The following is a 24,916-nucleotide window of genomic DNA, read 5'->3' as shown; positions in this document are numbered from 1 at the left end:
AAAGCCCCGGATTTTTTCCGGGGCTTTTCTTGCCTTTCCAGGGCTGTTTATACGTTGTTTGCCTTGCGGATGTACAGGTCGAGTGCGCCTGTCATCGAAGGGGCGTTGGGCAGCGGCGCCTGAATGTCCAGCTTTAACCCTGCATCCTCCACCGCCTTGGCAGTAGTAGGACCGAACGCCGCAATGCGGGTATTGTTCTGTTTGAAATCGGGGAAGTTATCAAAAAGTGACTTGATTCCCGACGGGCTGAAAAACGCGATGATATCATAATACACATCTTCCAGATCCGATAGGTCCGACGAAACCGTCTGATACATAGTCGCTTCCGTGAAGTGGAATTCTTCGGTATCAGCAAACTCGGGGATGTCGTTCTTTCTAACATCGGAGCAAGGGTACAAAAACTTCTCCTTTTTGTGCTTGCGCATCAGCTCAATCAGCTCCGCGGCAGTTTTCGTGCCTGTAAAGATCTTTCTCTTGCGGATCACGATGTATTTCTGAAGGTAGTTGGCGGTTTGTTCCGAAATACAGAAATACTTCATCGTTGCAGGAACCTCTACACGGCCTTCGTTACAAATGCGGAAAAAATGGTCGATCGCGTTCCGGCTGGTGAAAATAACGGCCGTGTGGTCCAGGATGTTAACTTTTTGCTTCCGAAAGTCTTTATAGGAAACTCCGTCGACCTGGATAAATGGGCGGAAATCAACCTTGATATTATACTTTCTGGCTAATTCGTAATAAGGTGAATTCTCGTCTGCTGGTCGGGATTGACTTACTAAAAGGCTGGTTACTTTTTTAAGCCTGTCCTGATCAAAATTGATGGTATCACTCATGTATAATCCTCATTAGTTTATTCCCAGATCACCTTTCCTGATTACAAAGCAAACTTCATACTCACGATGAGTGGGATTATTTCGATGACACAAAGGTAAGAAAATAAATAGAGATTAATCAACGAGCCGGCCGGCTTGGCTACAACATACAGACCCACAAACCGGGCCAAATAGAAAAACAGGAACGGTAACAATACGTAAGGCCTGCTTGCTTCCAGCCAGTTGATATGATTGGAATACAACCCGAAAATGACCAGAAAAATAAGCGCGTAAAAGAGGTACGACGACTGCACGATTTTGATAAAAACAATGTCGACCTGCTTGTCCAGATTGAGCATATTCCCCGCCAGGACCATGAAAACGTACTTTGCGTAGATCAGCAGGAAGAAGATCAGCGTGAGAATGCAGAAATCGCCGAGAATTTGCAGCGTATTGGTTTTTTCGGATAGTATGGTGCTGACGGAGAACAGGTTAAGCCTGTTGATCGACAGGTAAATGACCGTAAAGCTCATCATCATCGAACTGATCACGACGAAGAAGATTACGGTGTTGCTGTAAGGCTTGTTGATCTTCGATAACTGATCGCGCGGGTCGTTGTTGAAAAATTCGATAGGATTTATCAAACGGATAAACGACAGCGGATTCAGGTTGAAAATCCAGGCATTCAGGATCAGGATGATGATCAATGCGATGCCCGCAAATGTGCCAAACGGCGTGAAGGGAATCGGCTTGATGTTGATGAAACCCGAACGCGCCGGGGCGATGGTTTCCGAATCGGTTAGCTTTTTCTTGTTGCAAATGATGACGGTTTTGTCGCCAATGCCCGGACTGCCGTAAAGCGTCAGCAGTAGCTCGTCTTTGCGGTAAACGCGGTAAAGGCTGTCGAGATTGAGCTCCCGCCACTGGCCGGGTTCAATGCGGCTTTGCAATGCACCTTCCAGGAAAAGATAGCTTTCGTCTTCGGAATGGACCAGGAGCGAATACCGCCTGTTTTTGACCAGATCAATATAGAGGCTCGCAAACCGCGTGCCTTCGTTGATACCTTGCGAAAAAGGGACGTAGTTTTTGTAGTTTTCGTTATAAATCAGCCAGTCGTCCTGGTAGTTATAAACAGGAAAGAATTGGCTTGGCGGGTTCACTTTGGCCGCGCCGTGCGCGGATGTGCCCAACAAGCCGATTGCCGTGACGAAAGCCCAAAAAAAAGCGTAAAATATGGACTTCATTGTACAAAAAAGGCTGGGTTTCCCCAGCCCTTTGATCAAAGTCAGTTAGCAATGATTATTTCTTACCCAGTGCGAGCAGCATCGTTTCACCGATCAATGCAGGTGATTCGGCCACGAAAATGCCGGATTCCTTCATGATGCGGATTTTCGCTTCGGCAGTATCGTCGGCGCCGCCGATGATCGCACCCGCGTGGCCCATACGACGTCCTTTCGGAGCAGTTTGGCCGGCGATGAAGCCTACAACCGGTTTTTTGTTGCCGGTAGATTTAATGTATGCAGCAGCGTCTGCTTCCATGCTTCCGCCGATCTCGCCGATCATCACGATCGCCTCGGTTTCGTCGTCATTCATCAAAAGCTCAACGGCTTCTTTGGTAGTAGTACCGATGATAGGGTCACCGCCGATACCGATGGCCGTTGTCTGGCCCAGTCCGGCGCGTGAAAGCTGATCTACCGCTTCGTAAGTAAGCGTTCCGGATTTCGAAACCAGACCGATCGTTCCTTTTTTGAAGATAAAGCCCGGCATGATACCTACCTTACATTCTTCCGCAGTGATGATACCAGGGCAGTTGGGGCCGATCAGGCGCGTGTTTTTGCCTTTGATATATTCTTTTGCCTGCATCATATCCTTGGTAGGAATACCTTCGGTGATACAAACGATCACGCCGATACCAGCATCAGCAGCTTCCATGATCGCGTCGGCAGCGAAAGCCGGTGGAACAAAAATGATCGAAACGTCTGCACCGGTAGCGCGTACGGCAAGGTCAACTGTATTAAAAACAGGTCTTTCCAAATGAGAAAGCCCACCTTTGCCAGGCGTAACACCACCTACGACATTCGTACCGTATTCAATCATTTGCTGGGCGTGGAAAGAGCCCTCCGAACCGGTAAATCCCTGAACTATAATCTTGGAGTTTTTATTAACTAAAACGCTCATGTTGGTAAATCAGTTTTTTCGGTAAAAGTAGGACGAAAACCACGAAGTAGCAAAATGTAGGCATAATTTGTAAATTGCTTTTTTGACATCATGATGGCTGTTTATGAACATATTTCTGAATCCGCATATATTTTCTAACCTCGTTCTAACGATCACCAGTTTATTTGTCTTCCTCCGGTATTTCAGGCAGCAGCCGGTTTTGATCCGCTGGCTCTGGGGGATTTTCTTCGGCAGCATTGCGCTGGCTGCATTCACCGATTTCCTGTTTTATGCCGGTGTGGAAGGGCTAGGGCTGGTGAAGGAGGTGGTGATGGCTGGGGAGATGACGCTCGGTGCAATGTGCCTGGTAACCGCCTCCTGGTGTCTGATCATGCGCTACGACAGCGGCAGGTTCCTGTTCTTCTCGACCGTGGGGCTGGGGGCATTGCTGCTCTATTGCATTACCTGGTTCCGGGTGGAATATGTGGGGCTGATCATTAAGGCATTTTGTATTCTGGTAACATTGCTCATCTCCTGCGTGGGCCTTGCCAACCGCCAGAAGAGCGCATTATGGACGCTTTTTTCGATGATGCTGCTGGCGCTTTCGACCAAGTCGGGCAAGCTGCCGCTGCCGATGGACCCGGTGGATATCAATCACTATATGATGGTGTTATCCGTGATTTGCGTGGGCCGCGCGGTGCGGGACCAGTACAAGATCCTCTTTTAAGTTCAAACAAATGTTAATGGATTATATTTTTCAGAACGCGCGTCGTAAATTGCACCAGTTAAATCTTAACCAAACAAGTTTACTAATACTCATAATATGAAAACGACCAAGTATGGCGTAATGCTTCTGGCCTCAGTTCTGGCTTTCGGAGCAGTTACATTGAACCCTGTTTCGGCTGAAACATCTCCTGCGAAAGAGGTTGCAAGCGATGTGAAGCAAGCTAAGGCGATCGTGATCAAAGGAAGTGACGCAATGCAGTTCGACCTGAAAGAGATCAAAGTGAAGGCGGGACAAAAAGTGAAGCTGACGCTGACGCATTCAGGTAAACTTGCAAAAGCTGCTATGGGCCACAACTGGGTACTGCTGAAACCAGGCACAGACGTAGCTGCATTCGGCTCGAAAGCGGCTGCTGCCCGTGAAACAGAATACATTCCTGCATCAGAGAAAGCCAGCATCATCGCGCATACCAAACTGGTAGGCGGTGGCGAAAGCGATACGATCGAGTTCACAGCTCCTGCAAAGGGCACTTATACTTACGTTTGCAGCTTCCCGGGCCACTACGCCCTGATGAAAGGCAGCTTCATCGTTGAATAAGCGAAACTGATATTTTATACAAAAGGCGTCTCCGTTCGGTGGCGCCTTTTCTGTTTCTATATTTCGGCCAACTGCTTCTCGATCAGCTCGATCACCTCCGGTCGGTCCCATTGTGACGCGCCTATTTCTTCGGTGAGGATTTTGCCTTTATAGATAATGTAGGTGCGCGGGATCGCATTGCCGTCGAGTGCCGAAGGGTAGGGGCCGGCGTACTGGTAAAAAGGCAGATCGTAGCCTTTGCGCGCGACGAAGGGGTTCACAGTTGCGGCGTCTTCGTCGGAAATGATGTAGAATGCGACCTTGCTATGGTCTTTGTACTTGTTATAAAGCGTCTGAATGCTCGGCATCTCCATATTACACGGCCCGCACCAGGTAGCCCACACGTTCACAAAGGCGATTTTGTTTTCATCCATAGCCACCTCTTTGCCGGTAAGGTCGGTGAGCGGCAGGTACACCGATTCCGGCGCTGCTGGCGCTTCCGACAGCACGGGCTCAGGAACGGCAGGGGATTTGAAAAATACAAAATAAACAGCCGCACCCGCCATCAGCAGCAGGAGAACGAGCGATACTTTTTTGGTGGTTGAAGACATAACTGGTGTAGTTCTGGTGAATGGATGTGGATAGGAGCCATTCCAAAAATAGGGCTTTTCTTTTTTTGATGCTGACTCGGAATTTGAATACTTTTATACACTATTTAAAAAACATTGATTTGAGGAAAAGGTTTACTTTCATGAGACTTCAATTTACTGGCATTTCATTTCTCCTTGCACTTGCTTTCTATTGCCCCGCCTTTGCACAACGTTCTGCAGCCGAGTATTTCGAAGACGGTAATACCAAAGCCGGTACAGGCGATTTCAATGGGGCCATGCAGGCATATACCACGGTGATTTCCATGAATCCCGACCACGCGCCCAGCTATTTCAACCGCGGGCTTGCCAAGGCCAATCTCAAAGATTACCGCGGCGCGATGGGCGATTACGACAGGGCCATCGAGCTGAATCCGAAAGAAGCGCTTTATTATCAAAGCCGTGGTGTGAGCAAAAGTTTGCAGGACGATTACCGTTCGGCCATTGACGATTATTCCAAGGCCATCGAGCTGAACCCGGAAGAGCCCAAAGCCTATTATAACCGCGGCGTGAGCTATGCTAAACTGAAAAATCACCGCAATGCGCTCGTGGACCTCGACCATGCATTGTCGCTGAACCCCGACGAGCTGGCGGCATTGTATGCAAGAGGCAATTGCAAACAGGATTTGCAGGAATATGCCGGCAGCCTCGCCGATTTTACCAGGGTAATTGAGCTAAGTCCCAAACGCACAGGTGCCTATGCCGGCAGAGGCCTCGCAAAGCTGGAACTGGGCGATTACCAGGGTGCCGCCGCCGATTTCACCCGCGCCATCGAACTCAGTCCCAACGACAGCGAATACTACAATAACAGGGGCCTGGCCAAAACCAAACTGGAAGATTTCCAGGGCGCGATCCTCGATTACGACAAAACCATCCAGCTCGACGCCGAAAACTATAATGCCTACTACGGCCGCGGCTTCGCAAAAGGAAAGCTCAACGACCCGCGCGGTGCCATCGCCGACCTGTCGAAAGCCATTGAAGTGAAAAATGCCTATACCGGCGACCCAAAAAAGAACGCTTACATTGGCAAGATCAACAAAGAGAAACTCGACGAGCTGCGCGACCAGGTGCAGACGAACATTAAAATCGACAAACTCACGAACGAGCGCGCGGAAGCGTATTATGCACGCGCAATCGCGAAGTCGAAAGTAGGGGAATTAAAAGGTGCGCTGGCCGACCTTACCATCGCCGTGGAGCTCAGTCCAACCTATTCCAATGCCTACTTCTCCCGCGCCATGATCCGTTCGGCAGCGGGGGACCAAATGGGCGCCGTGCTGGACTTCACCAGCTCCATCAAACTCCGCTCCGATTATCCCGAAGCTTATTATTTGAGGGGGATCGTGAAAAATAGCCTGGGAGAAATCAACGACGGCTGCCTTGATTTGAGCAAAGCCGGAGAGCTGGGATATCAGCAAGCCTACAAAGTGATCGGTGCGTATTGTAATTAAGGGAGACGGGAGGAGGGAGAAAAGGGAGGAAGGGTTGCCTTAAGAGCATTCCATCCTCCCTTTCTTCCATCCTCCCTTTTCTCCTTCTTCCCTATTTAGCTTTTTTCAAATTTTCTGCCACTTTATCCCAGTTCACCACATCCCAGAATGCCTTTACATAATCCGGGCGTTTGTTTTGGTAGTGCAGGTAATAGGCATGCTCCCAAACATCAATGCCGAGAATGGGCGTGCCTTTGAAATCGGAAACGTCCATGAGCGGGTTGTCTTGGTTGGGCGTGGAGCCTACTGCGAGTTTTCCGCCTTTGGCCACCAGCCATGCCCAGCCCGAACCGAAGCGGGTAGCCGCCGCCTTGCCGAATTCTTCTTTGAATTTCTCAAATGAACCGAACTGACCGTTGATCGCGTCGGCTACGGCGCCGCTGGGGGCTGCTGCTTTTTTGGGGCCCATTACTTCCCAGAAGAAAGTGTGGTTCCAATGGCCGCCGCCGTTGTTGCGGATGGCCGCGGGTGCTTTGCTCACTCCTTTGATGATATCTTCGAGGGACTTTTTCTCCCATTCGGTGCCTTTTACAGCGTCGTTCAGATTTTTGATGTATGCAGTATGGTGCTTGCCGTAGTGGATTTCCATCGTCAGTTTGTCGATGCTCGGTTCCAATGCGCCGAAGTCGTAGGGAAGCGGGGCTTGCTTGAATGGAGCGGTTTCCGCGAGTATGCTGCCGGATGTTTGCGCTACTCCTGCAAATGATTGTTCAGCCAATGTGCCAACAGTGAGTGCGCTGCCGGCGAGTGTCCGCAAAAAGTCTGTTCTATTCATAATAGTACATTAGGTGTTTAGTGTTAATCATAAGCCACCCGGCTTACAATGCTGCGGCCAAGTGTGATCTCGTCCGCATATTCGAGGTCGCCGCCTATGGGAATACCTCTCGCGATAGTGCTTATTTTTACGCCCAGGGCTTTGAGCCTTTTTTGAAGGTAAAATGCGGTGGTGTCGCCTTCCATTGTGGGGCTGAGCGCTAGTATCACTTCCCGAACGGCCTCGTCGCCTTCCTTTTTTTCTATCCTCGACATCAGCGAATCGATTTCCAGATCCGACGGGCCGATGCCCTCCAAAGGCGAAATAATGCCTCCGAGCACGTGATAAAGGCCCCGGTACTGGTTCGTGGATTCGATCGCCAGGACGTCGCGCGTGTCTACCACCACGCAAATGGTGGCTTGGTCGCGCTTGTTATTGCTGCAAATGTTGCAAAGCGTATCGTCGGCGATGTTGTGGCAGCGGGAACAGTAGGTGGTTTTGGTGCGCATGTTCAGCAGTGCATCGGACAGCGAGCGCGTTTGCTCTTCATCCCTTTTCAGCAAATGCAGTGCCAGGCGCAATGCGGTTTTTTTGCCTATTCCCGGGAGACGGGATATTTCGGCTACGGCTTCCTCAATAAGACGTGAGGGATAGTTCATGAGAAGATGCTGAGTGTTGATGATGCTTTGCGGTGGCTGGGCAGCTTAGTGCACCTCCGCTGAAATGCCTCTCCGGCAAATTTCGTTCCGCATCCCGGCCAGCTCCTCAAAAGACCCTTCTTTCACGGAGCATTTGCCTTTGTAATGGATAATGATCGTACATTGTTCGGCTTGCTCGCTGGTGTGGCCACAAACTTCTACTAGCGTGTCGATCACCCAATCGAAGGTATTCACGTCGTCATTGTAGATCACGAGCTTTTTAATGTCGGTAGCTACGGTTTCTTCCAGAATCTCCAGCTCTGTATCTGTGAGCGCTTGCATAACAATCAAATTTCTGTTTGATTAGCAAATCTAATTAAAAACGGAGACTATCCGAAGCTTTTAAGCGCCTTTTAATCCACTCCTGAATCCCCAAAAACCACTTTAATGAACCCTTACATATCCCTTCTGATCCTGGTGGTTTATTTTGGAATGCTAATCACAGTGTCCATTTATACGGCCAGGGGAGCGGATACCAACACATTTTTCACCGCCAACCGGCAATCGCCGTGGTACCTGGTGGCGTTCGGGATGATAGGCACCTCGCTGTCGGGGGTCACGTTCGTTTCGGTGCCGGGTGCAGTGGTGAATATCCAGTTTTCGTATTTTCAGGTGGTGATCGGGTACATTCTCGGTTACCTGGTAATCGGTACGGTGCTGATGCCGCTTTATTACCGGCTCAACCTCATTTCCATCTATTCCTACCTCGAACAGCGCTTTGGTTTCTGGTCGTACAAAACGGGTTCAGGGTTTTTCCTGCTTTCGCGCACCATCGGTTCGGCGGTGCGGTTGTACGTCGCCGCGCAGGTTTTGCAACTCGCATTGTTCAAGCCGCTGGGCATTCCGTTTGAAGTTGCCGTGGCCATTACAATTTTCCTGATCTGGATTTATACCTTCAAAGGAGGCGTAAAAACGATCATCGTTACGGATACCCTGCAAACATTTTTCCTCATTACCGCGGTGGTCCTCACGATCATACTCGTTTCCAAAGAGCTCAACATCGACGGCCTGGGCGGAATCTGGACGACCGTTCAAAAAAGCGACTATTCACAAATATTTTACTGGGATACGAATGATCCCAAAAACTTCTTCAAACAGTTTTTTGCGGGCGTTTTCATCGCCATTGTCATGACGGGACTGGATCAGGACCTGATGCAGAAAAACCTGACTTGCAAAAACATCGGCGAAGCGCAGAAAAACATGTTCTGGTTTGTGGTGGTGCTGGTGATCGTGAACTTCCTGTTCCTGTCGCTTGGTGCGCTGCTCTACGTATATGCAGAGGCGCAAGGCATCCCTGCGCCGACGAAAACCGACGATTTTTACCCGATGCTGGCATTGAACCACCTCGGGCTGGTAGTGGGCATCACGTTCCTGCTCGGCATTACCGCCGCAACCTACGCCAGCTCCGATTCGGCGCTTACCGCCCTTACGACCGCTTTCTGCATTGATTTCATGAATATTGAAAAGCGTCCGGAAGAAAAACGCGCTTCGATCAAGTTCTGGGTGCACGTCGGCTTTTCCGTGATCTTCTACCTGGTAATCCTGATATTCAACAGGATGAATAATAAGGAAGTGATTACGGCGGTGTTCGATCTGGCGGGTTATACTTATGGGCCGCTGCTGGGGCTATTCGCATTCGGCGCATTCCTGAAAAGGCCTGTCAAGGACCGGTTCGTTCCCATTGTTTGTATTCTCGCGCCAGTGATTACTTACGTGATCAATGACCATTCGGCCGAGTGGTTCAATGGGTATAAGTTTGGGTTTGAAAGGCTCATTATCAATGGGTTAATTACTTTCATAGGTCTTTGGCTGCTGCACGATCGGAACGGCCGGCGCTATGTTGCGCAGGCTTAGCGGACGGTGTAAAAATTAAGATTCATTTTCCCCGGGACCGGTTACACAATCTCGGGTATTTTTCTTGTATATATCCAAAATAATATTAACTTTCTGATAAATCAGGCGTGCCCGTCATGCCACCTGATGGATGTTTCATTGAAAGATTGAGTGGGTTAATTATTTAACAAACTAAACTTTTGCAGTATGAAAACACTGTCAGTCATTTTACTAGGCATTGTCCTGTGTGTTTCGTGCAAAGACAAAGCCGCGGAGGAGGAAGCCGCCCGTCAGGCAAACCTCGACAAGGAAAAACAAGCCATTAAAGCAGTTATAGAAAATGAAACGAAGTCGTTTTTCGCCCGGGATTTCAATGCCTGGAAGTCGAATTATGCGCAAACCGACTATGCCTTTCAGGCTTGGAGCAATGATGACGGCACTTTCGATTCCAATGTAGGTTGGGCGGATATCAACAAGCAGGTGGGCAAGTACATCCAGGCCAACCCCGAGCCGGTTTCCAGTCACCCCATCGTGGAGCGAAAAAATATGATCTTCAAGTTTTACGACGACGACGTGGCCTACCTGACCTGGGATCAGTTCAATAGTGATAAATCCGAAAAGAATTTTCACCACAGCAAAGAGGTAAGGCTGCTCGAAAAGATCAATGGAGAATGGAAGATCGTGTGCGTTTCGGCATTCTGGGATTACAGGCATCCGATCCCCGCCAGCAGGCTTCCGATGATCCAGAAAATCGCCAATGAAAGCAGAGGAAAAATTTAAACCCCGTGCAACTTCCTGTGCCGTTTTAATGCGTTCGGTTTCAGGCACAAATGTTCGGTTCTGAACAGATTACTAACCGGACGTAAATGCAGGAAAAGTTTTTGAAAGTAATTGTAAGCTACTCATTATCAGTGTTATTAAGTGCGGATGTGCCGTGTTTTGGTTCATAGAAACCAAAATTGGCACATCCTTTTTTTATTTAAAGTCAACTGTGCGATTGTACAGAGCCAAACTTTAAATACTTATTAGCCATGAAAATTTCAATTGCTTCCATCCTGACCAGCGCCTTCGCGTTCACACTGTCGTTCACATCTTTCGCGGCAGACAAAAAGAAAAACAAAGAAGAGAAAGAGACGGCCGCCGTCACTTTCGACGCAGCGCTGTACAAAATCAGCGACACCAATAAAGTACGCTTGTCGGTTGATAAAAGTCAAAATGAAAGACTCCGCGTAGTCCTGAAAGACAAAGCCGGAAGAATCTATTATTCAGAGGTGTACAATGAGCGCGACACGAAATACCGCCGGATTTTCAACCTCGACGAAATGGGCGACGGGACATACTATTTCGAGCTTTCGCACAAGAAAGACAAGAAGGTGAAAGAGGTAAATATCGAGAGCAGCAGCTCCAAAATGATCTCCCTGCAATGATTGCCGAGTATATAAAAAATCCCGGTCCTCGAAAGAAGGCCGGGATTTTTTATGTCAAATGAGCTCTTTTTCCGGGTCCCAAAAAACCTTATCCCAGTCCATGATCCGATTGTTATCCACCTTCACGCCTTCGCTTTCGAGCCTCTCCTGCATGGTGGTGGGCGTTTCGAAAAGCTGGCTGGCGCTTAGCTCGCCGGCTTTGTTCACCACACGATGGGCGGGAATGTCGTGTTCCTGATAGCTGCTGCCCATGGCCCAGCCTACCTGTCGCGCGCCGCGCTTTTGCCCGAGGTAAGCAGCAATGGCGCCATAAGAAGTAGCGCGACCGACGGGGATTTGCCTTACAACGTCATAAACGTCGTTGAAAAAGTCATTCCCCTTTTTCATGCCCGTTCGCGCGTGATTGCTGCCTTTCGTCGATTTCGTCTGAAAGCTGGCGGTACCAGTCTTCGCCGTAGGCACGGATCAGCGGGTCTTTCAGGAATTTATAAACAGGAACTTTCAATTGCTGGCCGAGGCTGCAAGCCGGGCTGCAAATTTCCCAGCGGTCGTAGTTGAGCGCGTGGTATTGCTCGTATTTGGTAACTCTAATGGGATACAGATGGCACGAAATCGGCTTTTTATAGCTGATCTTGCCATTGTTGTAAGCTTCTTCAATAGCGCATTTGAGAATGCCTTTCTGATCGTAAATGGCGTAGGCGCATTCGCGGCCGTTGATGATTGGCGTTACGTAGTCGCCGTCCCAGTCTTTGGTCCAGGTACCTTCGGCGGCGATCACTTTTTTGCCGGCTTCGGTGAGGTAGGGCTCTACCTGGGGGTATATTTCATCGAGAATAGCGAGCTCGTCCTCGTCCAGCGGGGCGCCGGAATCTCCTTCCACACAACATGCGCCTTTGCATTTGTCCAGATTACAGACAAACTCCTGGTCTTCGATGTCGTCGCTAATGCACGTATTTTCAATGAGAATCATAATGGGAACAGCCTATTGCTGAGGTATTTTGAGTTTTTGTCCCACCATAACACTATTTCCGGACATATTGTTTAATTTCTTGATGTCCTCCACATTGGTATGGTATGTCTGGGCAATGCGGAAGAGCGTTTCGCCGGGCGCCACGGTGTGCGTTTGCGTGCCGGAAGGCTGGCTTGCGGAAGCTGCTTCACCGCCCTCACCTTTCTTCACGCGCAGTTTCTGGCCCGATTTCAAGCGATCGGAGTCGGTCAGATTGTTCAGTTCGAGCAGTTCTTTGATGCTGATTCCGTAAGCCTTCGAAATGCTGTAATACGTTTGTCCGCTCTGTACGGTATGGAATTCGCTGCCGGGCGTTGCCGAAAGGCGCGTTTCTTCCTTGATCTCTTCAGGCGTTTTGAATGTCGAGGCTGGTGCCGGGCGCTCCACAGCCACTTTGGCCGGTGCTGCCGGTGCTTCGCCCGCTTTCGAAACGATCAATCGCTGGCCGGATACCAGCCGGCTCTGCGCGGTGCGGTTGTTGAGCGTCAGCAATTCGCGCAGGGAGAGGTTGTATTTGCTTGCAATGCCGAAATACGTGTCGCCCGACTGCACCGTGTGGTAGGCAGGTGCCGTGGATGAAGTGGTTACTGCTTTTTCTTCTGCATTGCTCCAATTTGCGGGCTCGCTTTCCTTTTTAGCGGGCGCTTCCTTCGCTGCTTCGGCGTCGCGTTCCGCACGCATGCGTGAGTACACCGAGCCGGACGACGCCGTAGTGCGCGTATCGTTTGGCGTAATTACCTTAGCCGGTGAACCGGGCTTGGCAACGGGCCTTTCTTCCTCCGCCGATTTGAATGTGCTGTTGGTATCGTCCTGTGTAATAATGACCACGCGGTCGTCATTAGGAGCAGGGGCATTAGGCGAAGTTTTGCCCGAAGGTTTGTACAAGCCTGCTGCGCTGCCGGCGGCATTGCCAGCCGCGGATGCCACGCCGGCAACCGTTGCACCGGCAACCGCTGCACTAGACGAGGTTCCGCCGGAAGTCGACGCGCCGGACGGTGACGACGCGACGGTCTCGGGCTCTTTCGCCGGGCTGTTTTCTGATTTTTCTACCAAAACCGGTGTGTATTTCTTACGTCCCGATGCATTGGCGGGGATGTTGTTGTTGGAGGCGGCAGGGGATGTGGTAGCCGATACCGGCGCCTTTTGCGGCACCACCGCGATTACCGAGTCCTTTTTAGCAGGCGAGGTCGGCTGCGGCGGGGCAATGATCTCGATCGGTTGTTTGCGCGGGCGCTTTTTGTTCAGGAAAAGCACCTGGCCGGTCTGGATAGGATAGTTGCGGCTGGTGGTGCGGTTGAATTTCAACAGGTTCACCAACCGGATACCATATTGCTGCGAAACGCTCAGCCACGTATCTCCGGGGCGTGCCACGTGCGAAGGAACGTCGGCTTTTTTACGCTTGCGCGAGAGGTAATATACTTGTCCGGGAACGAGCGGCATGTCAGCCAGCAGGTCGTTGTAGCGCATGAAACGCGGCGTGCGGATGCCTGCGGCTTTGGCCAGCGTTCGGGGCTGATCGCCTGCGCGGGCTTCGATACCCGGCAATCCATTGATCTCGTAAAGTGTAGGTGAATTAGGCTCGTCCAGCTGAACGGCCGATTTTTTCAAAACAGGATATCCCGTGTCCTCGTAAACGGACGCAACGGCGGTCTGGCGTGGTGGAAGCGACAGTTTTTCGCGCACGGACGCCACCTGATCCACCGGCACCGGCAATGTCACAAGGTATTCGCGGTCGTTCGGGATTTTATCGTCGTTGAGCCATCTGTTGTGGTTTTTCAATTCGGCGGCAGGCACACCCAGCGAGCGGGCAATGTCGTCCAGCGACTGGCCTTTACCGTAATCGGATTCCATCAACACAAAAGCATTCGGCGATTTGTAGCGCTCGATACCGGCTTCCAATGCAATCTTGTGGGCAAAAAACCGGAGCATATAGCGGTCGGTTTTGCTCGTAAGCGTTACCTCGCGTGCATAGGCCCAGCTCGCAGGAACTACTTTTTTAACACCGCCTGCACCCTGATAATAAGAATACAAGGTCGTTACCCAGTTGTTGAACTGCTGGTTGTTCTTTTTCAAATACCAGGCAGCCGCGTGCGTGGATGAGCTGATATTTTTTCTTTCATCGATGTCATTATCGACACGCAGGTTCAGTTCGCGCGCGGTTTCGGGCTTGAACTGCCAGTAGCCCACGGCATTGGAGCTCGAAACGACATCGGGGCGGAAGGAGCTTTCCTGTACCGCCAGGTATTTAAAGTCGATGGGCACTTCTTCGTCCATCAGAATGCCTTCCACGATCGGGAAGTGCATGATGGCGCGGTCCATTTTTTCTTCCCAGAATTTTTTATTCGACATCAGACTTTTGACGTCTTCCTCGATAATATCCTGCGCACCACGGTCGAATTTGACGGTAATGCCTCCGAAGGAGACGCTGGAAGGGATTTCGGGGGCCTGTGCAAAAACTGCATTGCTGGTCAGCAGCAGGGCGATAACAAAAGAGATGATGTTGTTAATGGGAGTTCTGGCCATAAAAAGTAAGATGCCTGACTATTGAGTACTATAATTTCTGAAGAATCATCAACCCGTCGCGGATTGGCAGCAGGATATTGGAAACCCGGGGATCTTCGTGGACCATCCGGTTGAAATCCAGCAAGGCCTGCGTGTCTTTATCAATCTTTTTCAACTGCTGAACGACTTTGCCGCTCCACAGCACATTATCGGCGATCAGGAAACCGCCCGTACGCACTTTGTCGAGACAGAGGTTAAAATAAGAAGAATAATTGATTTTATCAGCATCAATAAAAACGATGTCGAACGTATCCGTCAACCCTGGAATAATATCCAGTGCATTGCCTATCCGGTAGTCGATGTGCTCTTTAAAAGGGGTTTGGTCGAAATAGCTCCTGGTGAAGGTTTCCAGTTCTTCGTTGACGTCGATGGTGACGAGCTTTCCGCCTGGGTTGAGGCCTTCGCAGAGGCAAATGCCCGAATAGCCCGTGTAAGTGCCGATTTCCAGGATACGGTCGGGCCGGATCATCCTGGAAATCATTGAAAGGAACCGCCCCTGCAAATGCCCGGAGAGCATACGGGGGCTGAGAACGTTGGCGTGGGTTTCCCTGTTGAGGGATTTCAGCAATGCATTCTCAGCTTCCGTGTGGGCCGCGGAATATTCTTCGATTTCCTCTACCAAAAACTTCATTCGAATATGATAATGTGCTATTCCCGTGCCGATGCCTGTCAGGCATTGGCTACAATGCGTTCCAGATAAGTCCCGTAGCCACTTTTCAGCAATGGCCGGGCGATTTCCCGCAATTGTTCTGCATTAATAAAGCCCATGCGGTACGCGATCTCCTCAATGCAGCCCACTTTTAAACCCTGGCGCTCTTCGATTACCTGAACAAACTGCCCGGCCTGCATAAGCGACTGGAATGTGCCCGTATCGAGCCATGCCGTGCCGCGGTTGAGGACGCCCACTTTCAGCTTGCCGCGTTCGAGGTAAACCCTGTTCACGTCCGTGATTTCGAGCTCGCCGCGTGGCGATGGCGGAATGGTTTTGGCGATCTCGACCACATCGTTGTCATAGAAATACAAACCTGGCACTGCGTAGTTGGACTTCGGTGTAGCGGGTTTCTCTTCGATGGAGATCACATTGTTGGATTTATCAAATTCTACAACGCCGTAACGCTCCGGATCGTGTACCTGGTAGGCGAAGATCACGCCGCCTTCCGGGTCGTTGTTCGATTGAAGCAATGTCGAAAGGCCCGATCCGTAGAAAATATTGTCGCCCAGGATGAGCGCAACCTTGTCGTTGCCGATAAATTCTTCGCCGATAATGAATGCCTGCGCCAGACCGTCCGGGCTGGGTTGCACCGCGTAGCTGAACTGGCAGCCGAGGCGGCTTCCGTCGCCGAGCAGCTTTTCAAAATGCGGCAGGTCGTGCGGCGTCGAAATGATCAGGATCTCACGGATACCCGCCAGCATCAGGATCGAGAGCGGGTAATAAATCATCGGCTTGTCGTAAACCGGCATGAGCTGCTTGCTCACCGCGAGGGTGAGCGGGTGTAACCTCGTACCGGAACCGCCGGCCAGAATAATGCCTTTCATATGTAGGAATATCGATTGAGTAAAGAAATGGCCCGGCTATCTGTCCTGGTACATTTCGTCATAATATTTCTGGTAATTGCCGGAAGTTACATTGTTCAGCCAGTCCTGGTTGGTCAGGTACCAGTCAACGGTCCTTTCCAGGCCTTCTGCGAACTGCAACGAAGGTTTCCAGCCCAGTTCTTCCGACAATTTGGTGGCGTCGATCGCATACCGGAGGTCATGTCCGGCACGGTCGGTCACGTAGGTGATCAGCTTAGCGCTTTCGCCTTCGCCTCTGCCGAGCTTGCGGTCCATGATCTCGCAAAGCAAATGCACGAGGTCGATGTTTTTCCACTCGTTATGGCCGCCGATGTTGTAGGTATCGCCATTGGCGCCATTATGGAAAATCACGTCGATCGCGATCGCGTGGTCTTCCACGAACAGCCAGTCGCGGATATTTTCGCCTTTTCCGTAAACAGGAAGCGGTTTTTGCTGGATGATATTGTGGATCATCAGCGGGATGAGCTTCTCGGGGAAGTGGTTCGGGCCGTAGTTGTTCGAGCAGTTGGAGATCACTACCGGCAGCTTGTAAGTGTTGTGGTATGCCCTTACAAAATGGTCGGAAGATGCTTTCGAAGCCGAGTACGGCGACCGTGGGTCGTAGCTGGTCGTTTCCACGAAGAATGTCCCCGGATCGTGCAGTTCACCGTACACTTCGTCCGTAGAGACATGGTAGAAGCGGCGGTCAGAGAAATCATCTTTCCATGCTTTTTTGGCAGCATTCAGAAGATTCACAGTGCCTACCACATTGGTCATCACAAACGACATAGGGTCAGAGATCGATCGGTCCACATGGCTTTCCGCTGCAAGGTGCACTACGCCGTGGAAGTCGTTGTCTGTGAACAGGTTGTCGATGAACCCTGCATCGACGATATCGCCTTTGACGAATGTGTAGTTCGGCGCGTTTTCGATGTCGCGCAGGTTTTCGAGGTTACCCGCGTACGTCAGCGCGTCGAGGTTATAGATATGATATTCAGGGTGAAAATTCACGAACCGGCGCACAACGTGTGAGCCGATGAAACCCGCTCCGCCCGTAATCAGGATTTTTTTCATTTTTCAGCTGTTAATTTTAGTTGCCAGTTCCAGGCGTCGCGCAGGGCGTCGGCCATGGTTTTCTCGGCACGCCATTTCATTACATTATTTACTTTATCGGACTGTGCATAGATTTTCTCGACGTCCCCTTCGCGGCGCGGCCCGATGGAATAGTTCAATTTGACGCCGTTTACTTCCTCAAAAGTATTAATCAATTGCAAAACGGTATAACCTTCGCCCGTTCCTACATTAAATACATCATAATAGTTAGTATCCGTCTGTGATTGGAGCAGATCGAGCGCCTTCACGTGCGCTTTGGCGAGGTCCACCACGTGGATGAAGTCGCGGATACAGGTGCCGTCGGGCGTATCATAGTCGCTTCCGAATACCGTGAGCGACTTGCGAAGGCCGGCGGCTGTTTGCGTGATAAATGGCACCAGGTTACTCGGAACGCCATTGGGCAACTCTCCGATGAGCGATGTTTCGTGTGCGCCGATGGGGTTGAAATAACGCAGTGAAATGGCTTTCAAAGCCGGCTTGGAATGCACATGGTCGCGGATAATGTCTTCGGCAATGGCCTTGGTGTTTCCATAAGGCGAGTTGGCAGGTAGGCGCGGCGTGTTCTCGGTAACCGGAAGCTGCTCGGGCTGACCGTACACGGTGCACGACGAGGAGAATACAAACTTGTCCACATTGAATTCCTGCGCGGCGCGGAGCAATACCATGAGGGAAATCAGATTGTTCTCATAGTAGTTCAAAGGCTTTTCAACCGACTCACCCACAGCCTTGTACGCAGCGAAGTGGATCACACCGTCGAACTGCTCTTTTTCGAACAGGGCCCTCACCTTTTCGGCATCATTGCAGTCAATTTCGTAGAACGGAAACGCTTTGCCGGTGATTTTTTTGATTCCTTCTAAAACGTTGAGATTGGAGTTGTAAAGGTTGTCGATAATGACCGGTTCGAAGCCTGCATTGTGCAACTCTACAACGGTGTGGGAACCGATAAAACCAGCCCCTCCGGTAACGAGAATTTTCATGCGTTATGTGCGTTTTTTATAAAATTATGGTGGTATAGATGGTATTGCGGCCGTATTTTTTCCGGGCAAAAGTAGAAAATTTGACGTCCATTAAAAAAAAATGTTTTTATTTATCCGTTGGTTGTAAAACGCAGATTTGAGGATAATGAACCAGAAAGAAATCAAGGCACTGATATCCTTGCTTGATGATGAAGATCATGAAGTAAGTCAGCATGTTGAGGGGAAGATATTGTCGTTGGGAGGGACAGTGATACCTTTTCTTGAGACTGAATGGGAGGAGAGTTTCAACCCGATTGTACAGCGTAAAATCGAGGAACTGATCCACGAATTGCAACTCAGTATAATGATCGAACGGTTACAGGCGTGGAAAAACGGCGGCGGGCTCGACCTGCTGGAAGGCATGTGGATCATCGCCACTTACCACTATCCGGATTTGTCGATCGAGAAACTAAAAACCACCATCGAGCAGCTTTATTACGACATTTGGATACAGTTCCAGGAGGAAATGAATGCGGTGGACCAGGTGAAGCGGATCAATAGCATTTTCTTTGGCGTGATGAATTTTGCGGCGAATACGAAAAACTTCCATTCGCCTACCAACTCGATGATCAACTCGGTGCTTGAAAGCCGCCGGGGAAATCCGATCACGTTGTGTGTCATCTATTTATTGATAGCCCGAAAGCTGGGCATGCCGGTGTATGGCGTGAATTTGCCCAACCTGTTTGTTTTGACCTATAAAAGCGACAAAACGCAGTTCTATATCAATGTGTTCAATCGCGGCATCATTTTCTCCAAAACGGACATTGATCACTACATCGCGCAGCTGAATATCAAGTCGAAGGAAATATTCTACCAGCCCTGCACCAACCTCGAAATTGTGCAGCGCGTGCTGCGGAACCTGATCCTTTCTTACGAAAAAACCAGTGAGCAGGACAAAATCAGGGAAATCGAGAAAATCCTGAAATCGACGCTCGACGACGCGCCCGAAAGTTGATCTCAGAGCGAGATAGCGAGGCAATGGCCGTCGAACCAGCGGATGTGGATGTTGGAAGGCACGGTCAGGTCCTCGTCGGTGAGCGTTCCCCGGAGAATAACGTCCGGATTATCGAATGGGTTGATAAAAATCGAGTCCCTGAAACTGATCTGTTTCTTCCCGTACAGCTTATATAATGCTTCTTTCGCGCACCAGTACATGCAAAGGCGGTCCATATCGTCCTGCGCGTGTTCGAACTCGGGCGGCGAAAGGTATTTTTTGGAAGTTCGCTGCAATTTCGGATCGGTCTTCTCCATGTCGATGCCCACCGCGGCGGCGGGGTTAATCGCTACCGCCACAAACTCGGCGGTGTGGGTAATGGAAATGTGCGAATCGTTGTCGATCAGAAATGCCTTGCCGTGCTCGTCTTTGTGAATGCCTACATAGTTAATGCCGAATTGTTCGGCCAATGTCTTGATCAGCATCCGGCTGGCGAGCCATTCGCGTTTTTTTTGGGGATGAGAAATCCGGTCAAGCTCTTCCTGGTTAAAGCCGTTACCCAGAGCATTTTGAAGTTCCGCTTCGGTTTCCGTCAATTTCCAGAGCAGTAATGTGCTGCTATCTTCTATCTTTTCGGAATGAACGAGGGGCATGGTAATACTGTTTGCTTCAAAAATACATGAAATGAATATTCGCAAAGTAGATACTTTTTCCGGTCATAGGGACAGTGTTTATACAATTATTTCTGACCAAACGGCGCACGGCTTTTATTCAGCGGGTGCAGATGGCTTTGTAATCCAATGGGACCTGCAAAAGCCCGACCTCGGCAAACTGGTCGCCCGCGCAGGCACCTCCGTGTACGCACTCGCATTGCATGAAAGCAGTAGTTCGCTCTGGATCGCGCAGAATTTCGAAGGCATCCAGGTGCTCAATACGCAGGAAAATGTGATTGAAAAAACCTCTAAAATTACCAATACCAATATTTTCGACATCCGTTTCGCCGGTGAAAAAGCATTGATCGCATTGGGCGACGGCGTGGTGGTGGTAATGGATGTTCCGACTTTTGCCGTGCAGAAGCACATTAAAATTGCCGGTAAAAGTATCCGCAGCATTGCCGTTAATGTCGATACCAACGAATTCGCCACAGGCGACAGCGATTGCAATGTGCATATCTTCGATCTGGACGGGTTCAAATTAAAAAAGACCATCCAGGCACATTCAAACTCCGTATTTTCCGTTAAATATTCACCGGACGGTAAATACCTGTTCACCACCGGCCGGGACGCGCACCTGAAAATATGGGACGTCAATGATGCGTACGGCATCGTCTCCGACATCCCCGCGCATATGTACGCGATCAACGACATTACATTCAGTCCCGATCGCTCCCTCTTCGCTACTTGCAGCATGGACAAATCCATTAAACTATGGGATGCGGCCACATTTAAGCTTAAAAAAATAATCGACCGGGCACGTCATGCGGGCCACGGAACGTCGGTGAACAAGCTCCTTTGGACGAGCTTTGAAAACCAGCTGATTTCGTGCAGCGACGACCGCATGATCTCGGTTTGGGAGGTCGGGTAAGCCAATACTTATAATATGGCAATGTTGGTAAATACTTTGAAAAATGAATCTTATATCTTTAACTTACACGACCGTTATTATCCAGGCATCAAAGCATAGAATGCATCATGAAAATATCCGCTATTGAGATACGCAAGCACACTTTTGAAAAGATTTTCAGAGGTTATGACCCGGACGAAGTAGATGCTTTCCTGAACTCATTGTCTCAGGAATGGGAGCGGTTTTCAAGCGAAAACAACTTGCTTAAGATGCAGCTGGAATACGCGGAGAAGGAATTGGCGAAGTTGAAAGATATCGAATCAACCTTATTCAGAACCTTAAAAGCCGCCGAAGATACCAGCAAGCTGATCGAGAAAGAAGCCAACGAAAACGCCGAAAAACGCATTGAGGAATCGCGCGCGGCGGCGAATGACCTGGTGACAGAAGCGGAACAGCGTACGAACCAGATCATTAAGCAAACGGAAGATCGTTTGTTGAGATTCAAAGAAGATTTCGCGCAGGAAGTGAAGGTCCAGGAACGTGATTTCCGCGCCATCGAAAACTTCCGCGACAATCTTATTGTGCAGCTGAGCTCGCTCGCCAACAGTGCGCTGGAAACAGTGGAGCGCTTTGAGCAGAAATATGATAAAGAGTCGGTCCTCAATAAGATGGAGGACATTAAAAAGCATATTGCGGAAATTGAAATTCCGAAAAAGCTGACATTCCAGCAGCCGGTGGTGATCGAGGTGGAAGAGACGCCCGAGGAACCGGTAGTGGACGTGGTGTTGCAGGACGACAAGCCGGAAATCGTATTCGATCTCCCCGAGCAGGCGCCCGAACCTGAACCGGTTTTTGAAGTAGATCCCGAATTGCCGGGCGAGCCTGAGCCGGAAGAAGCACAGCCTGTGGCGCCTTTCGCGACGGCCGTTCCAGAGCCAGAGCCGACGCCGGTACCCGAACCGGAACCAGCGCAGGAGGAGCCGGTTGCCTACAACCGACCACGCCAAACGCCCAAAAGCGCAGCCGAGGAGGCCGAAGAGGTGCTCGCGGAAATGCATAAGGTGGCAGAGAAGGCCAGGGATTCTTCGGGCGGCATTAACCGGCCGAGAGAAAACAGCCAGCCGAAGAAATCAGGCGGCGGTTCATTTTTTGACCAAATCTAATCACCACCATTGGGAACGATCAGTCTCGAAGGACTCGAATTTTTTGCATACCACGGCTATTACCCCGAAGAACAACGCATCGGCAACAAATACGCCCTGGATATTACTATTACCACGGACTTTTTCCAAGCCGCTCAGCACGACAAGCTGAGTGAGACCGTCAATTACGAAACCATTTACCAGCTCACGGCCAAGGTCATGAAAGAGCCGGCCAAGTTATTGGAACACATTGGTTTTAATGTAATTGAAAAAATACGGGAGCATTACCCGGCGGTGGAGAAGGTGACTGTAAAAGTCTCAAAGTTCAACCCGCCGATAGGAGGGGTCTGCACCCGGGCGGTGATCACGATGGAAGGATAATGAAAAAGGCGGTTTTTGAAACCGCCTTTTTCATTGCTATCAATATTCGTGGGGAAGCTCGATGTTCACCGCTTCATGCCACGGCAAGCCGTGGATGTTCAGTAGCTCCATGAACGGGTCGGGATTCAGCTCTTCTACATTATATACGCCCGGCTTCATCCATTCGTCGTTCGTCAGCATCAGCATTGCGCCGATCATGGCCGGAACGCCCGTCGTGTAGCTCACCGCCTGTGCACGCACCTCGCGGTAGCATTCAGCGTGGTCGCAGTTGTTCCAAACGTAGTAAGTTTTCTCTTCACCATCCTTGATACCCTTGATCTGGCAGCCGATAGACGTCTGGCCGGAGTAGTTTTCTCCCAAGGTATCCGGCGCAGGTAATACTGCTTTCAGGAATTCCAAAGGAACAATGTCGATGCCGTTGAATTTGATCGGCTTGATGCTCGTCATACCTACATTTTCCAGCACATTCAAATGCGTGATGTAAGCTTGGCCGAATGTCATCCAGAAACGCGCACGTTTCAGGGTAGGGAAGTTTTTAACCAATGATTCGAGCTCTTCGTGGTATAACACGTAGCTCTCTTTGGGGCCAATGCCCGGGTAATCGATCGGTTTATGGATGCTCATCGCGGGGATTTCTACCCATTCGCCATTTTCCCAATAGCGGCCCGGCTGGGTGATCTCGCGGATATTGATTTCAGGGTTGAAGTTGGTCGCGAATGCCTTGCCGTGGTCGCCTGCATTGCAGTCGATGATGTCCAGGTAATGCATTTCGTCGAACTGGTGCTTGGCAGCGTAGGCAGTAAATACCTGCGTAGCGCCCGGGTCGAAGCCGCAGCCGAGCACGGCCATCAGACCTGCCTCTTTGAAGCGCTCCTGGTAAGCCCATTGCCAGCTGTATTCGAATTTTGCAACGTCTTTGGGTTCGTAATTGGCGGTATCGAGGTAATGTACGCCGGTTTCGAGGCAAGCGTCCATGATTGTCAGATCCTGGTACGGCAATGCCACGTTGATGAGCACTTTGGGCTGGAAACGCTTGATCAACAGCACGGTTTCGGCCACAATGTCGGCATCTACCTGAGCAGTTTGGATGTCAACCCCATGCATTTCCTTGATTTCGGCTGCTATTTTATCACATTTCGCCTTGGTGCGGCTGGCGAGCATTATTTCGGTGAAAACATTGCTGTTCAATGCGCATTTGTGTGCCACAACACTACCGACACCTCCTGCGCCAATGATAAGAACCTTGGACATTTTAATAGGTTTAAATTTCCGGCAAAGATAGGACGACCGGTTAATTTTTCAATTTAAATTTCCGTTAACCACCTTCATCACTTTGCCTTCGCCGTAGTTGAGATAGTACACTTCGCCCCCCAAATCCTGTCCGAAAGAGGAGATCAGGCCCTTATCTTCCATCAGCAGGGTGTTGCTTTTGCGGGTATCGCCGTCGAGTTCGAGGGCCCAGATGCGCCCGCTGATGTAGTCGCCGTAGATGTACTTGCCTGCGAGCGCCGGAATGGCGGTTCCGTGGTACACATAGCCGCCGGTAATGGAGCGGTCGCCGTCGTCCTGGCTGTAATCGTGCACGGGATCAATGAGGCCGTCGACATTGCAGTTGGAACCCGGATTGTAGCAATCGACGCCTTCTTTGAACCGCCAGCCATAATTGCCGCCTTTCACGATAATGTCGATTTCCTCCCGCTCATTCTGGCCCACGTCGCCCGCAAAGAGCTTGCCGCTTTCGGTATCGAAGCTGATCCGCCACGGATTGCGGAGGCCGTAAGCGTAGATTTCGGGCAGATTTCCGCCTGTTCCTGCGGAGTATGGATTATCAGCCGGAATGCTGTAATTGCCTTTCGAGGTTCCATTCACATCCACGCGGAGGATTTTGCCGAGATGGCTTTTAAGGTTCTGCGCATAGTTCTGCGGATCGCCTCCGCTGCCGCCATCGCCGGTGGCAATGTAGAGGTAGCCGTCTTTTCCGAACTGCATCGAGCCGCCGTTGTGATTGTCGTACGGTTGATTGAATGTAAATAGAACCGTTTCGCTGGCCGCGTCAGCCTGCGTGCCGCTGGTCGCTTTGTAGCGCGCGATCACCGTCCTCAGTGGCGTGCCGGAAGTGTAATTGACAAAAAAATAGCCATTGGTTTTAAAATCCGGATGAAATGCCAGGCCCAGTAGCCCACGTTCGCCGCCGGACCTTACCTTGCTTTTGATATCCAGAAATGTGGCGCTGGAAGAGACATTTTCGGTATTGGAAAACACCTTGATCACACCGCCCTGCTCCACCACGAAGAATTGTGTGCTATCGCCCGGCGCCTGCACAAGGTCGACCGGCTGGCTGAATGTCAATGCAGGGAAAACGTCTTTGGAATCAATGGTATTTTCAGGCAGCCCGGGATCTTCGGGGACTTTCGGATCGTCAGATTTGCAGGCGAGAAAGGCGAGTGAAAACGCCAGTAGAATGAGCGTTAGGTGAAGTGTGGCTTTCATGAGGTCGTAGTAGTAGGTTTCTACAACAACGTCATGAAAG

The 24,916-nt window shown here is 50.4% G+C and carries 27 protein-coding genes; 10 read left to right on the top strand and 17 right to left on the bottom strand.

What is annotated here, in order from left to right:
• Window positions 1–47: 47 nt before the first annotated feature.
• Genes DFER_RS14395 through sucD form a run of 3 tightly spaced genes read right to left on the bottom strand, consistent with a single transcriptional unit; the run spans window position 48 to window position 2,987 of the window.
• Window positions 48–830 carry a uroporphyrinogen-III synthase gene (locus tag DFER_RS14395; protein WP_015812378.1) on the bottom strand — a complete coding sequence of 261 codons (783 nt, stop codon included), beginning with the start codon at window positions 828–830 and terminating at the stop codon, window positions 48–50.
• A gap of 41 nt (window positions 831–871) precedes the next feature.
• Entirely contained in the window at window positions 872–2,053 is a 1,182-nt protein-coding gene (locus DFER_RS14390; protein WP_015812377.1) for a DUF4271 domain-containing protein, read from the bottom strand.
• Window positions 2,054–2,108: 55 nt separating this feature from the next.
• Window positions 2,109–2,987: a succinate--CoA ligase subunit alpha gene (gene sucD, locus DFER_RS14385; RefSeq protein ID WP_015812376.1), complete on the bottom strand. Its 879-nt coding sequence runs from the start codon at window positions 2,985–2,987 to the stop codon at window positions 2,109–2,111.
• Window positions 2,988–3,090: 103 nt separating this feature from the next.
• Here sucD and DFER_RS14380 point away from each other — a divergent pair, with 103 nt between their 5' ends.
• Both DFER_RS14380 and azu read left to right on the top strand, forming a co-directional pair.
• Window positions 3,091–3,693: a DUF6962 family protein gene (locus DFER_RS14380; RefSeq protein ID WP_015812375.1), complete on the top strand. Its 603-nt coding sequence runs from the start codon at window positions 3,091–3,093 to the stop codon at window positions 3,691–3,693.
• Window positions 3,694–3,789: 96 nt separating this feature from the next.
• Complete coding sequence (gene azu, locus DFER_RS14375) at window positions 3,790–4,287, top strand: azurin (protein WP_015812374.1); 498 nt, start codon at window positions 3,790–3,792, stop codon at window positions 4,285–4,287.
• A gap of 56 nt (window positions 4,288–4,343) precedes the next feature.
• Here the strand turns inward: azu and DFER_RS14370 are convergent, their stop codons facing one another.
• Entirely contained in the window at window positions 4,344–4,877 is a 534-nt protein-coding gene (locus tag DFER_RS14370) for a TlpA family protein disulfide reductase (protein ID WP_015812373.1), read from the bottom strand.
• Window positions 4,878–5,017: 140 nt separating this feature from the next.
• Between DFER_RS14370 and DFER_RS14365 the strand changes: the two genes are divergently transcribed.
• Window positions 5,018–6,361, top strand: coding sequence for a tetratricopeptide repeat protein (locus tag DFER_RS14365; RefSeq protein WP_041736452.1), 1,344 nt, complete (start codon window positions 5,018–5,020; stop codon window positions 6,359–6,361).
• A gap of 91 nt (window positions 6,362–6,452) precedes the next feature.
• Here the strand turns inward: DFER_RS14365 and DFER_RS14360 are convergent, their stop codons facing one another.
• The 3 genes from DFER_RS14360 to DFER_RS14350 are packed head-to-tail and all read right to left on the bottom strand — an operon-like array spanning window position 6,453 to window position 8,134.
• Window positions 6,453–7,175: a superoxide dismutase gene (locus DFER_RS14360; protein ID WP_015812371.1), complete on the bottom strand. Its 723-nt coding sequence runs from the start codon at window positions 7,173–7,175 to the stop codon at window positions 6,453–6,455.
• A gap of 23 nt (window positions 7,176–7,198) precedes the next feature.
• Window positions 7,199–7,813, bottom strand: a complete 615-nt coding sequence (gene recR, locus DFER_RS14355) for a recombination mediator RecR (protein ID WP_015812370.1) — start codon at window positions 7,811–7,813, stop codon at window positions 7,199–7,201.
• 45 nt (window positions 7,814–7,858) lie between these two features.
• The gene (locus DFER_RS14350; RefSeq protein WP_015812369.1) at window positions 7,859–8,134 is read right to left on the bottom strand and encodes an ATP-dependent Clp protease adaptor ClpS; all 276 of its coding nucleotides are present in this window, start codon (window positions 8,132–8,134) and stop codon (window positions 7,859–7,861) included.
• A 105-nt stretch (window positions 8,135–8,239) separates the two neighbouring features.
• Between DFER_RS14350 and DFER_RS14345 the strand changes: the two genes are divergently transcribed.
• The 3 genes from DFER_RS14345 (at window position 8,240) to DFER_RS14335 (ending at window position 11,112) form a co-directional block, all read left to right on the top strand.
• Window positions 8,240–9,706, top strand: a complete 1,467-nt coding sequence (locus tag DFER_RS14345; RefSeq protein ID WP_015812368.1) for a sodium:solute symporter — start codon at window positions 8,240–8,242, stop codon at window positions 9,704–9,706.
• Window positions 9,707–9,892: 186 nt separating this feature from the next.
• Window positions 9,893–10,465, top strand: a complete 573-nt coding sequence (locus tag DFER_RS14340; RefSeq protein WP_015812367.1) for a hypothetical protein — start codon at window positions 9,893–9,895, stop codon at window positions 10,463–10,465.
• Window positions 10,466–10,716: 251 nt separating this feature from the next.
• Window positions 10,717–11,112 carry a hypothetical protein gene (locus DFER_RS14335; RefSeq protein ID WP_015812366.1) on the top strand — a complete coding sequence of 132 codons (396 nt, stop codon included), beginning with the start codon at window positions 10,717–10,719 and terminating at the stop codon, window positions 11,110–11,112.
• Window positions 11,113–11,166: 54 nt separating this feature from the next.
• On the opposite strand, the gene DFER_RS14330 is transcribed toward DFER_RS14335, so the two are convergent.
• From DFER_RS14330 to galE, 7 genes are read right to left on the bottom strand one after another with little or no spacing between them, the layout of a single operon-like run.
• A complete protein-coding gene (locus DFER_RS14330; protein WP_015812365.1) occupies window positions 11,167–11,499 on the bottom strand; it encodes an MGMT family protein in 333 nt (110 codons plus the stop codon).
• Window positions 11,483–12,082 carry a DUF3109 family protein gene (locus DFER_RS14325; RefSeq protein WP_015812364.1) on the bottom strand — a complete coding sequence of 200 codons (600 nt, stop codon included), beginning with the start codon at window positions 12,080–12,082 and terminating at the stop codon, window positions 11,483–11,485. Before DFER_RS14325 ends, DFER_RS14330 begins: the two co-directional genes overlap by 17 nt.
• A 12-nt stretch (window positions 12,083–12,094) precedes the next feature.
• Window positions 12,095–14,644: a LysM peptidoglycan-binding domain-containing protein gene (locus DFER_RS14320; RefSeq protein WP_015812363.1), complete on the bottom strand. Its 2,550-nt coding sequence runs from the start codon at window positions 14,642–14,644 to the stop codon at window positions 12,095–12,097.
• A gap of 28 nt (window positions 14,645–14,672) precedes the next feature.
• Window positions 14,673–15,314: an O-methyltransferase gene (locus DFER_RS14315; protein WP_015812362.1), complete on the bottom strand. Its 642-nt coding sequence runs from the start codon at window positions 15,312–15,314 to the stop codon at window positions 14,673–14,675.
• 38 nt (window positions 15,315–15,352) lie between these two features.
• Entirely contained in the window at window positions 15,353–16,219 is an 867-nt protein-coding gene (rfbA, locus tag DFER_RS14310; protein WP_015812361.1) for a glucose-1-phosphate thymidylyltransferase RfbA, read from the bottom strand.
• 36 nt (window positions 16,220–16,255) lie between these two features.
• A complete protein-coding gene (rfbB, locus tag DFER_RS14305) occupies window positions 16,256–17,311 on the bottom strand; it encodes a dTDP-glucose 4,6-dehydratase (protein ID WP_015812360.1) in 1,056 nt (351 codons plus the stop codon).
• Entirely contained in the window at window positions 17,308–18,327 is a 1,020-nt protein-coding gene (galE, locus tag DFER_RS14300) for a UDP-glucose 4-epimerase GalE (protein WP_015812359.1), read from the bottom strand. Before galE ends, rfbB begins: the two co-directional genes overlap by 4 nt.
• Before the next feature lie 145 nt (window positions 18,328–18,472).
• On the opposite strand from galE, the gene DFER_RS14295 reads away from it, so the two are divergent.
• Window positions 18,473–19,321: a transglutaminase-like domain-containing protein gene (locus tag DFER_RS14295; protein ID WP_015812358.1), complete on the top strand. Its 849-nt coding sequence runs from the start codon at window positions 18,473–18,475 to the stop codon at window positions 19,319–19,321.
• 2 nt (window positions 19,322–19,323) lie between these two features.
• On the opposite strand, the gene DFER_RS14290 is transcribed toward DFER_RS14295, so the two are convergent.
• A complete protein-coding gene (locus DFER_RS14290; RefSeq protein ID WP_015812357.1) occupies window positions 19,324–19,953 on the bottom strand; it encodes a 4'-phosphopantetheinyl transferase family protein in 630 nt (209 codons plus the stop codon).
• A gap of 31 nt (window positions 19,954–19,984) precedes the next feature.
• Here DFER_RS14290 and DFER_RS14285 point away from each other — a divergent pair, with 31 nt between their 5' ends.
• The 3 genes from DFER_RS14285 (at window position 19,985) to folB (ending at window position 22,386) form a co-directional block, all read left to right on the top strand.
• Window positions 19,985–20,884: a WD40 repeat domain-containing protein gene (locus tag DFER_RS14285; RefSeq protein ID WP_015812356.1), complete on the top strand. Its 900-nt coding sequence runs from the start codon at window positions 19,985–19,987 to the stop codon at window positions 20,882–20,884.
• Window positions 20,885–20,991: 107 nt separating this feature from the next.
• Window positions 20,992–22,026, top strand: coding sequence for a DivIVA domain-containing protein (locus DFER_RS14280; protein WP_015812355.1), 1,035 nt, complete (start codon window positions 20,992–20,994; stop codon window positions 22,024–22,026).
• Between the two features lie 9 nt (window positions 22,027–22,035).
• Window positions 22,036–22,386 (top strand): dihydroneopterin aldolase, encoded by a 351-nt coding sequence (folB, locus tag DFER_RS14275; protein ID WP_015812354.1) that lies wholly within the window; start codon window positions 22,036–22,038, stop codon window positions 22,384–22,386.
• A 39-nt stretch (window positions 22,387–22,425) separates the two neighbouring features.
• Here folB and DFER_RS14270 read toward each other — a convergent pair whose 3' ends face one another.
• Both DFER_RS14270 and DFER_RS14265 read right to left on the bottom strand, forming a co-directional pair.
• Window positions 22,426–23,637 (bottom strand): saccharopine dehydrogenase family protein, encoded by a 1,212-nt coding sequence (locus DFER_RS14270; RefSeq protein WP_015812353.1) that lies wholly within the window; start codon window positions 23,635–23,637, stop codon window positions 22,426–22,428.
• Window positions 23,638–23,685: 48 nt separating this feature from the next.
• Window positions 23,686–24,876: a PQQ-dependent sugar dehydrogenase gene (locus DFER_RS14265; protein WP_015812352.1), complete on the bottom strand. Its 1,191-nt coding sequence runs from the start codon at window positions 24,874–24,876 to the stop codon at window positions 23,686–23,688.
• Between the last annotated feature and the right edge of the window lie 40 nt (window positions 24,877–24,916).

The organism is Dyadobacter fermentans DSM 18053 (assembly GCF_000023125.1).
GTDB classification, from domain to species: Bacteria; Bacteroidota; Bacteroidia; order Cytophagales; family Spirosomataceae; genus Dyadobacter; species Dyadobacter fermentans.
This window is presented reverse-complemented; position numbering and strand designations above follow the sequence as displayed.

Excerpts from the sequence above, each read along its gene's own strand:
- DFER_RS14395 (WP_015812378.1), bottom strand. The coding sequence starts at position 830 with ATGAGTGATACCATCAATTTTGATCAGGACAGGCTTAAAAAAGTAACC.
- DFER_RS14390 (WP_015812377.1), bottom strand. The coding sequence starts at position 2,053 with ATGAAGTCCATATTTTACGCTTTTTTTTGGGCTTTCGTCACGGCAATC.
- sucD (WP_015812376.1), bottom strand. The coding sequence starts at position 2,987 with ATGAGCGTTTTAGTTAATAAAAACTCCAAGATTATAGTTCAGGGATTT.
- DFER_RS14380 (WP_015812375.1), top strand. The coding sequence starts at position 3,091 with ATGAACATATTTCTGAATCCGCATATATTTTCTAACCTCGTTCTAACG.
- azu (WP_015812374.1), top strand. The coding sequence starts at position 3,790 with ATGAAAACGACCAAGTATGGCGTAATGCTTCTGGCCTCAGTTCTGGCT.
- DFER_RS14370 (WP_015812373.1), bottom strand. The coding sequence starts at position 4,877 with ATGTCTTCAACCACCAAAAAAGTATCGCTCGTTCTCCTGCTGCTGATG.
- DFER_RS14365 (WP_041736452.1), top strand. The coding sequence starts at position 5,018 with ATGAGACTTCAATTTACTGGCATTTCATTTCTCCTTGCACTTGCTTTC.
- DFER_RS14360 (WP_015812371.1), bottom strand. The coding sequence starts at position 7,175 with ATGAATAGAACAGACTTTTTGCGGACACTCGCCGGCAGCGCACTCACT.
- recR (WP_015812370.1), bottom strand. The coding sequence starts at position 7,813 with ATGAACTATCCCTCACGTCTTATTGAGGAAGCCGTAGCCGAAATATCC.
- DFER_RS14350 (WP_015812369.1), bottom strand. The coding sequence starts at position 8,134 with ATGCAAGCGCTCACAGATACAGAGCTGGAGATTCTGGAAGAAACCGTA.
- DFER_RS14345 (WP_015812368.1), top strand. The coding sequence starts at position 8,240 with ATGAACCCTTACATATCCCTTCTGATCCTGGTGGTTTATTTTGGAATG.
- DFER_RS14340 (WP_015812367.1), top strand. The coding sequence starts at position 9,893 with ATGAAAACACTGTCAGTCATTTTACTAGGCATTGTCCTGTGTGTTTCG.
- DFER_RS14335 (WP_015812366.1), top strand. The coding sequence starts at position 10,717 with ATGAAAATTTCAATTGCTTCCATCCTGACCAGCGCCTTCGCGTTCACA.
- DFER_RS14330 (WP_015812365.1), bottom strand. The coding sequence starts at position 11,499 with ATGAAAAAGGGGAATGACTTTTTCAACGACGTTTATGACGTTGTAAGG.
- DFER_RS14325 (WP_015812364.1), bottom strand. The coding sequence starts at position 12,082 with ATGATTCTCATTGAAAATACGTGCATTAGCGACGACATCGAAGACCAG.
- DFER_RS14320 (WP_015812363.1), bottom strand. The coding sequence starts at position 14,644 with ATGGCCAGAACTCCCATTAACAACATCATCTCTTTTGTTATCGCCCTG.
- DFER_RS14315 (WP_015812362.1), bottom strand. The coding sequence starts at position 15,314 with ATGAAGTTTTTGGTAGAGGAAATCGAAGAATATTCCGCGGCCCACACG.
- rfbA (WP_015812361.1), bottom strand. The coding sequence starts at position 16,219 with ATGAAAGGCATTATTCTGGCCGGCGGTTCCGGTACGAGGTTACACCCG.
- rfbB (WP_015812360.1), bottom strand. The coding sequence starts at position 17,311 with ATGAAAAAAATCCTGATTACGGGCGGAGCGGGTTTCATCGGCTCACAC.
- galE (WP_015812359.1), bottom strand. The coding sequence starts at position 18,327 with ATGAAAATTCTCGTTACCGGAGGGGCTGGTTTTATCGGTTCCCACACC.
- DFER_RS14295 (WP_015812358.1), top strand. The coding sequence starts at position 18,473 with ATGAACCAGAAAGAAATCAAGGCACTGATATCCTTGCTTGATGATGAA.
- DFER_RS14290 (WP_015812357.1), bottom strand. The coding sequence starts at position 19,953 with ATGCCCCTCGTTCATTCCGAAAAGATAGAAGATAGCAGCACATTACTG.
- DFER_RS14285 (WP_015812356.1), top strand. The coding sequence starts at position 19,985 with ATGAATATTCGCAAAGTAGATACTTTTTCCGGTCATAGGGACAGTGTT.
- DFER_RS14280 (WP_015812355.1), top strand. The coding sequence starts at position 20,992 with ATGAAAATATCCGCTATTGAGATACGCAAGCACACTTTTGAAAAGATT.
- DFER_RS14270 (WP_015812353.1), bottom strand. The coding sequence starts at position 23,637 with ATGTCCAAGGTTCTTATCATTGGCGCAGGAGGTGTCGGTAGTGTTGTG.
- DFER_RS14265 (WP_015812352.1), bottom strand. The coding sequence starts at position 24,876 with ATGAAAGCCACACTTCACCTAACGCTCATTCTACTGGCGTTTTCACTC.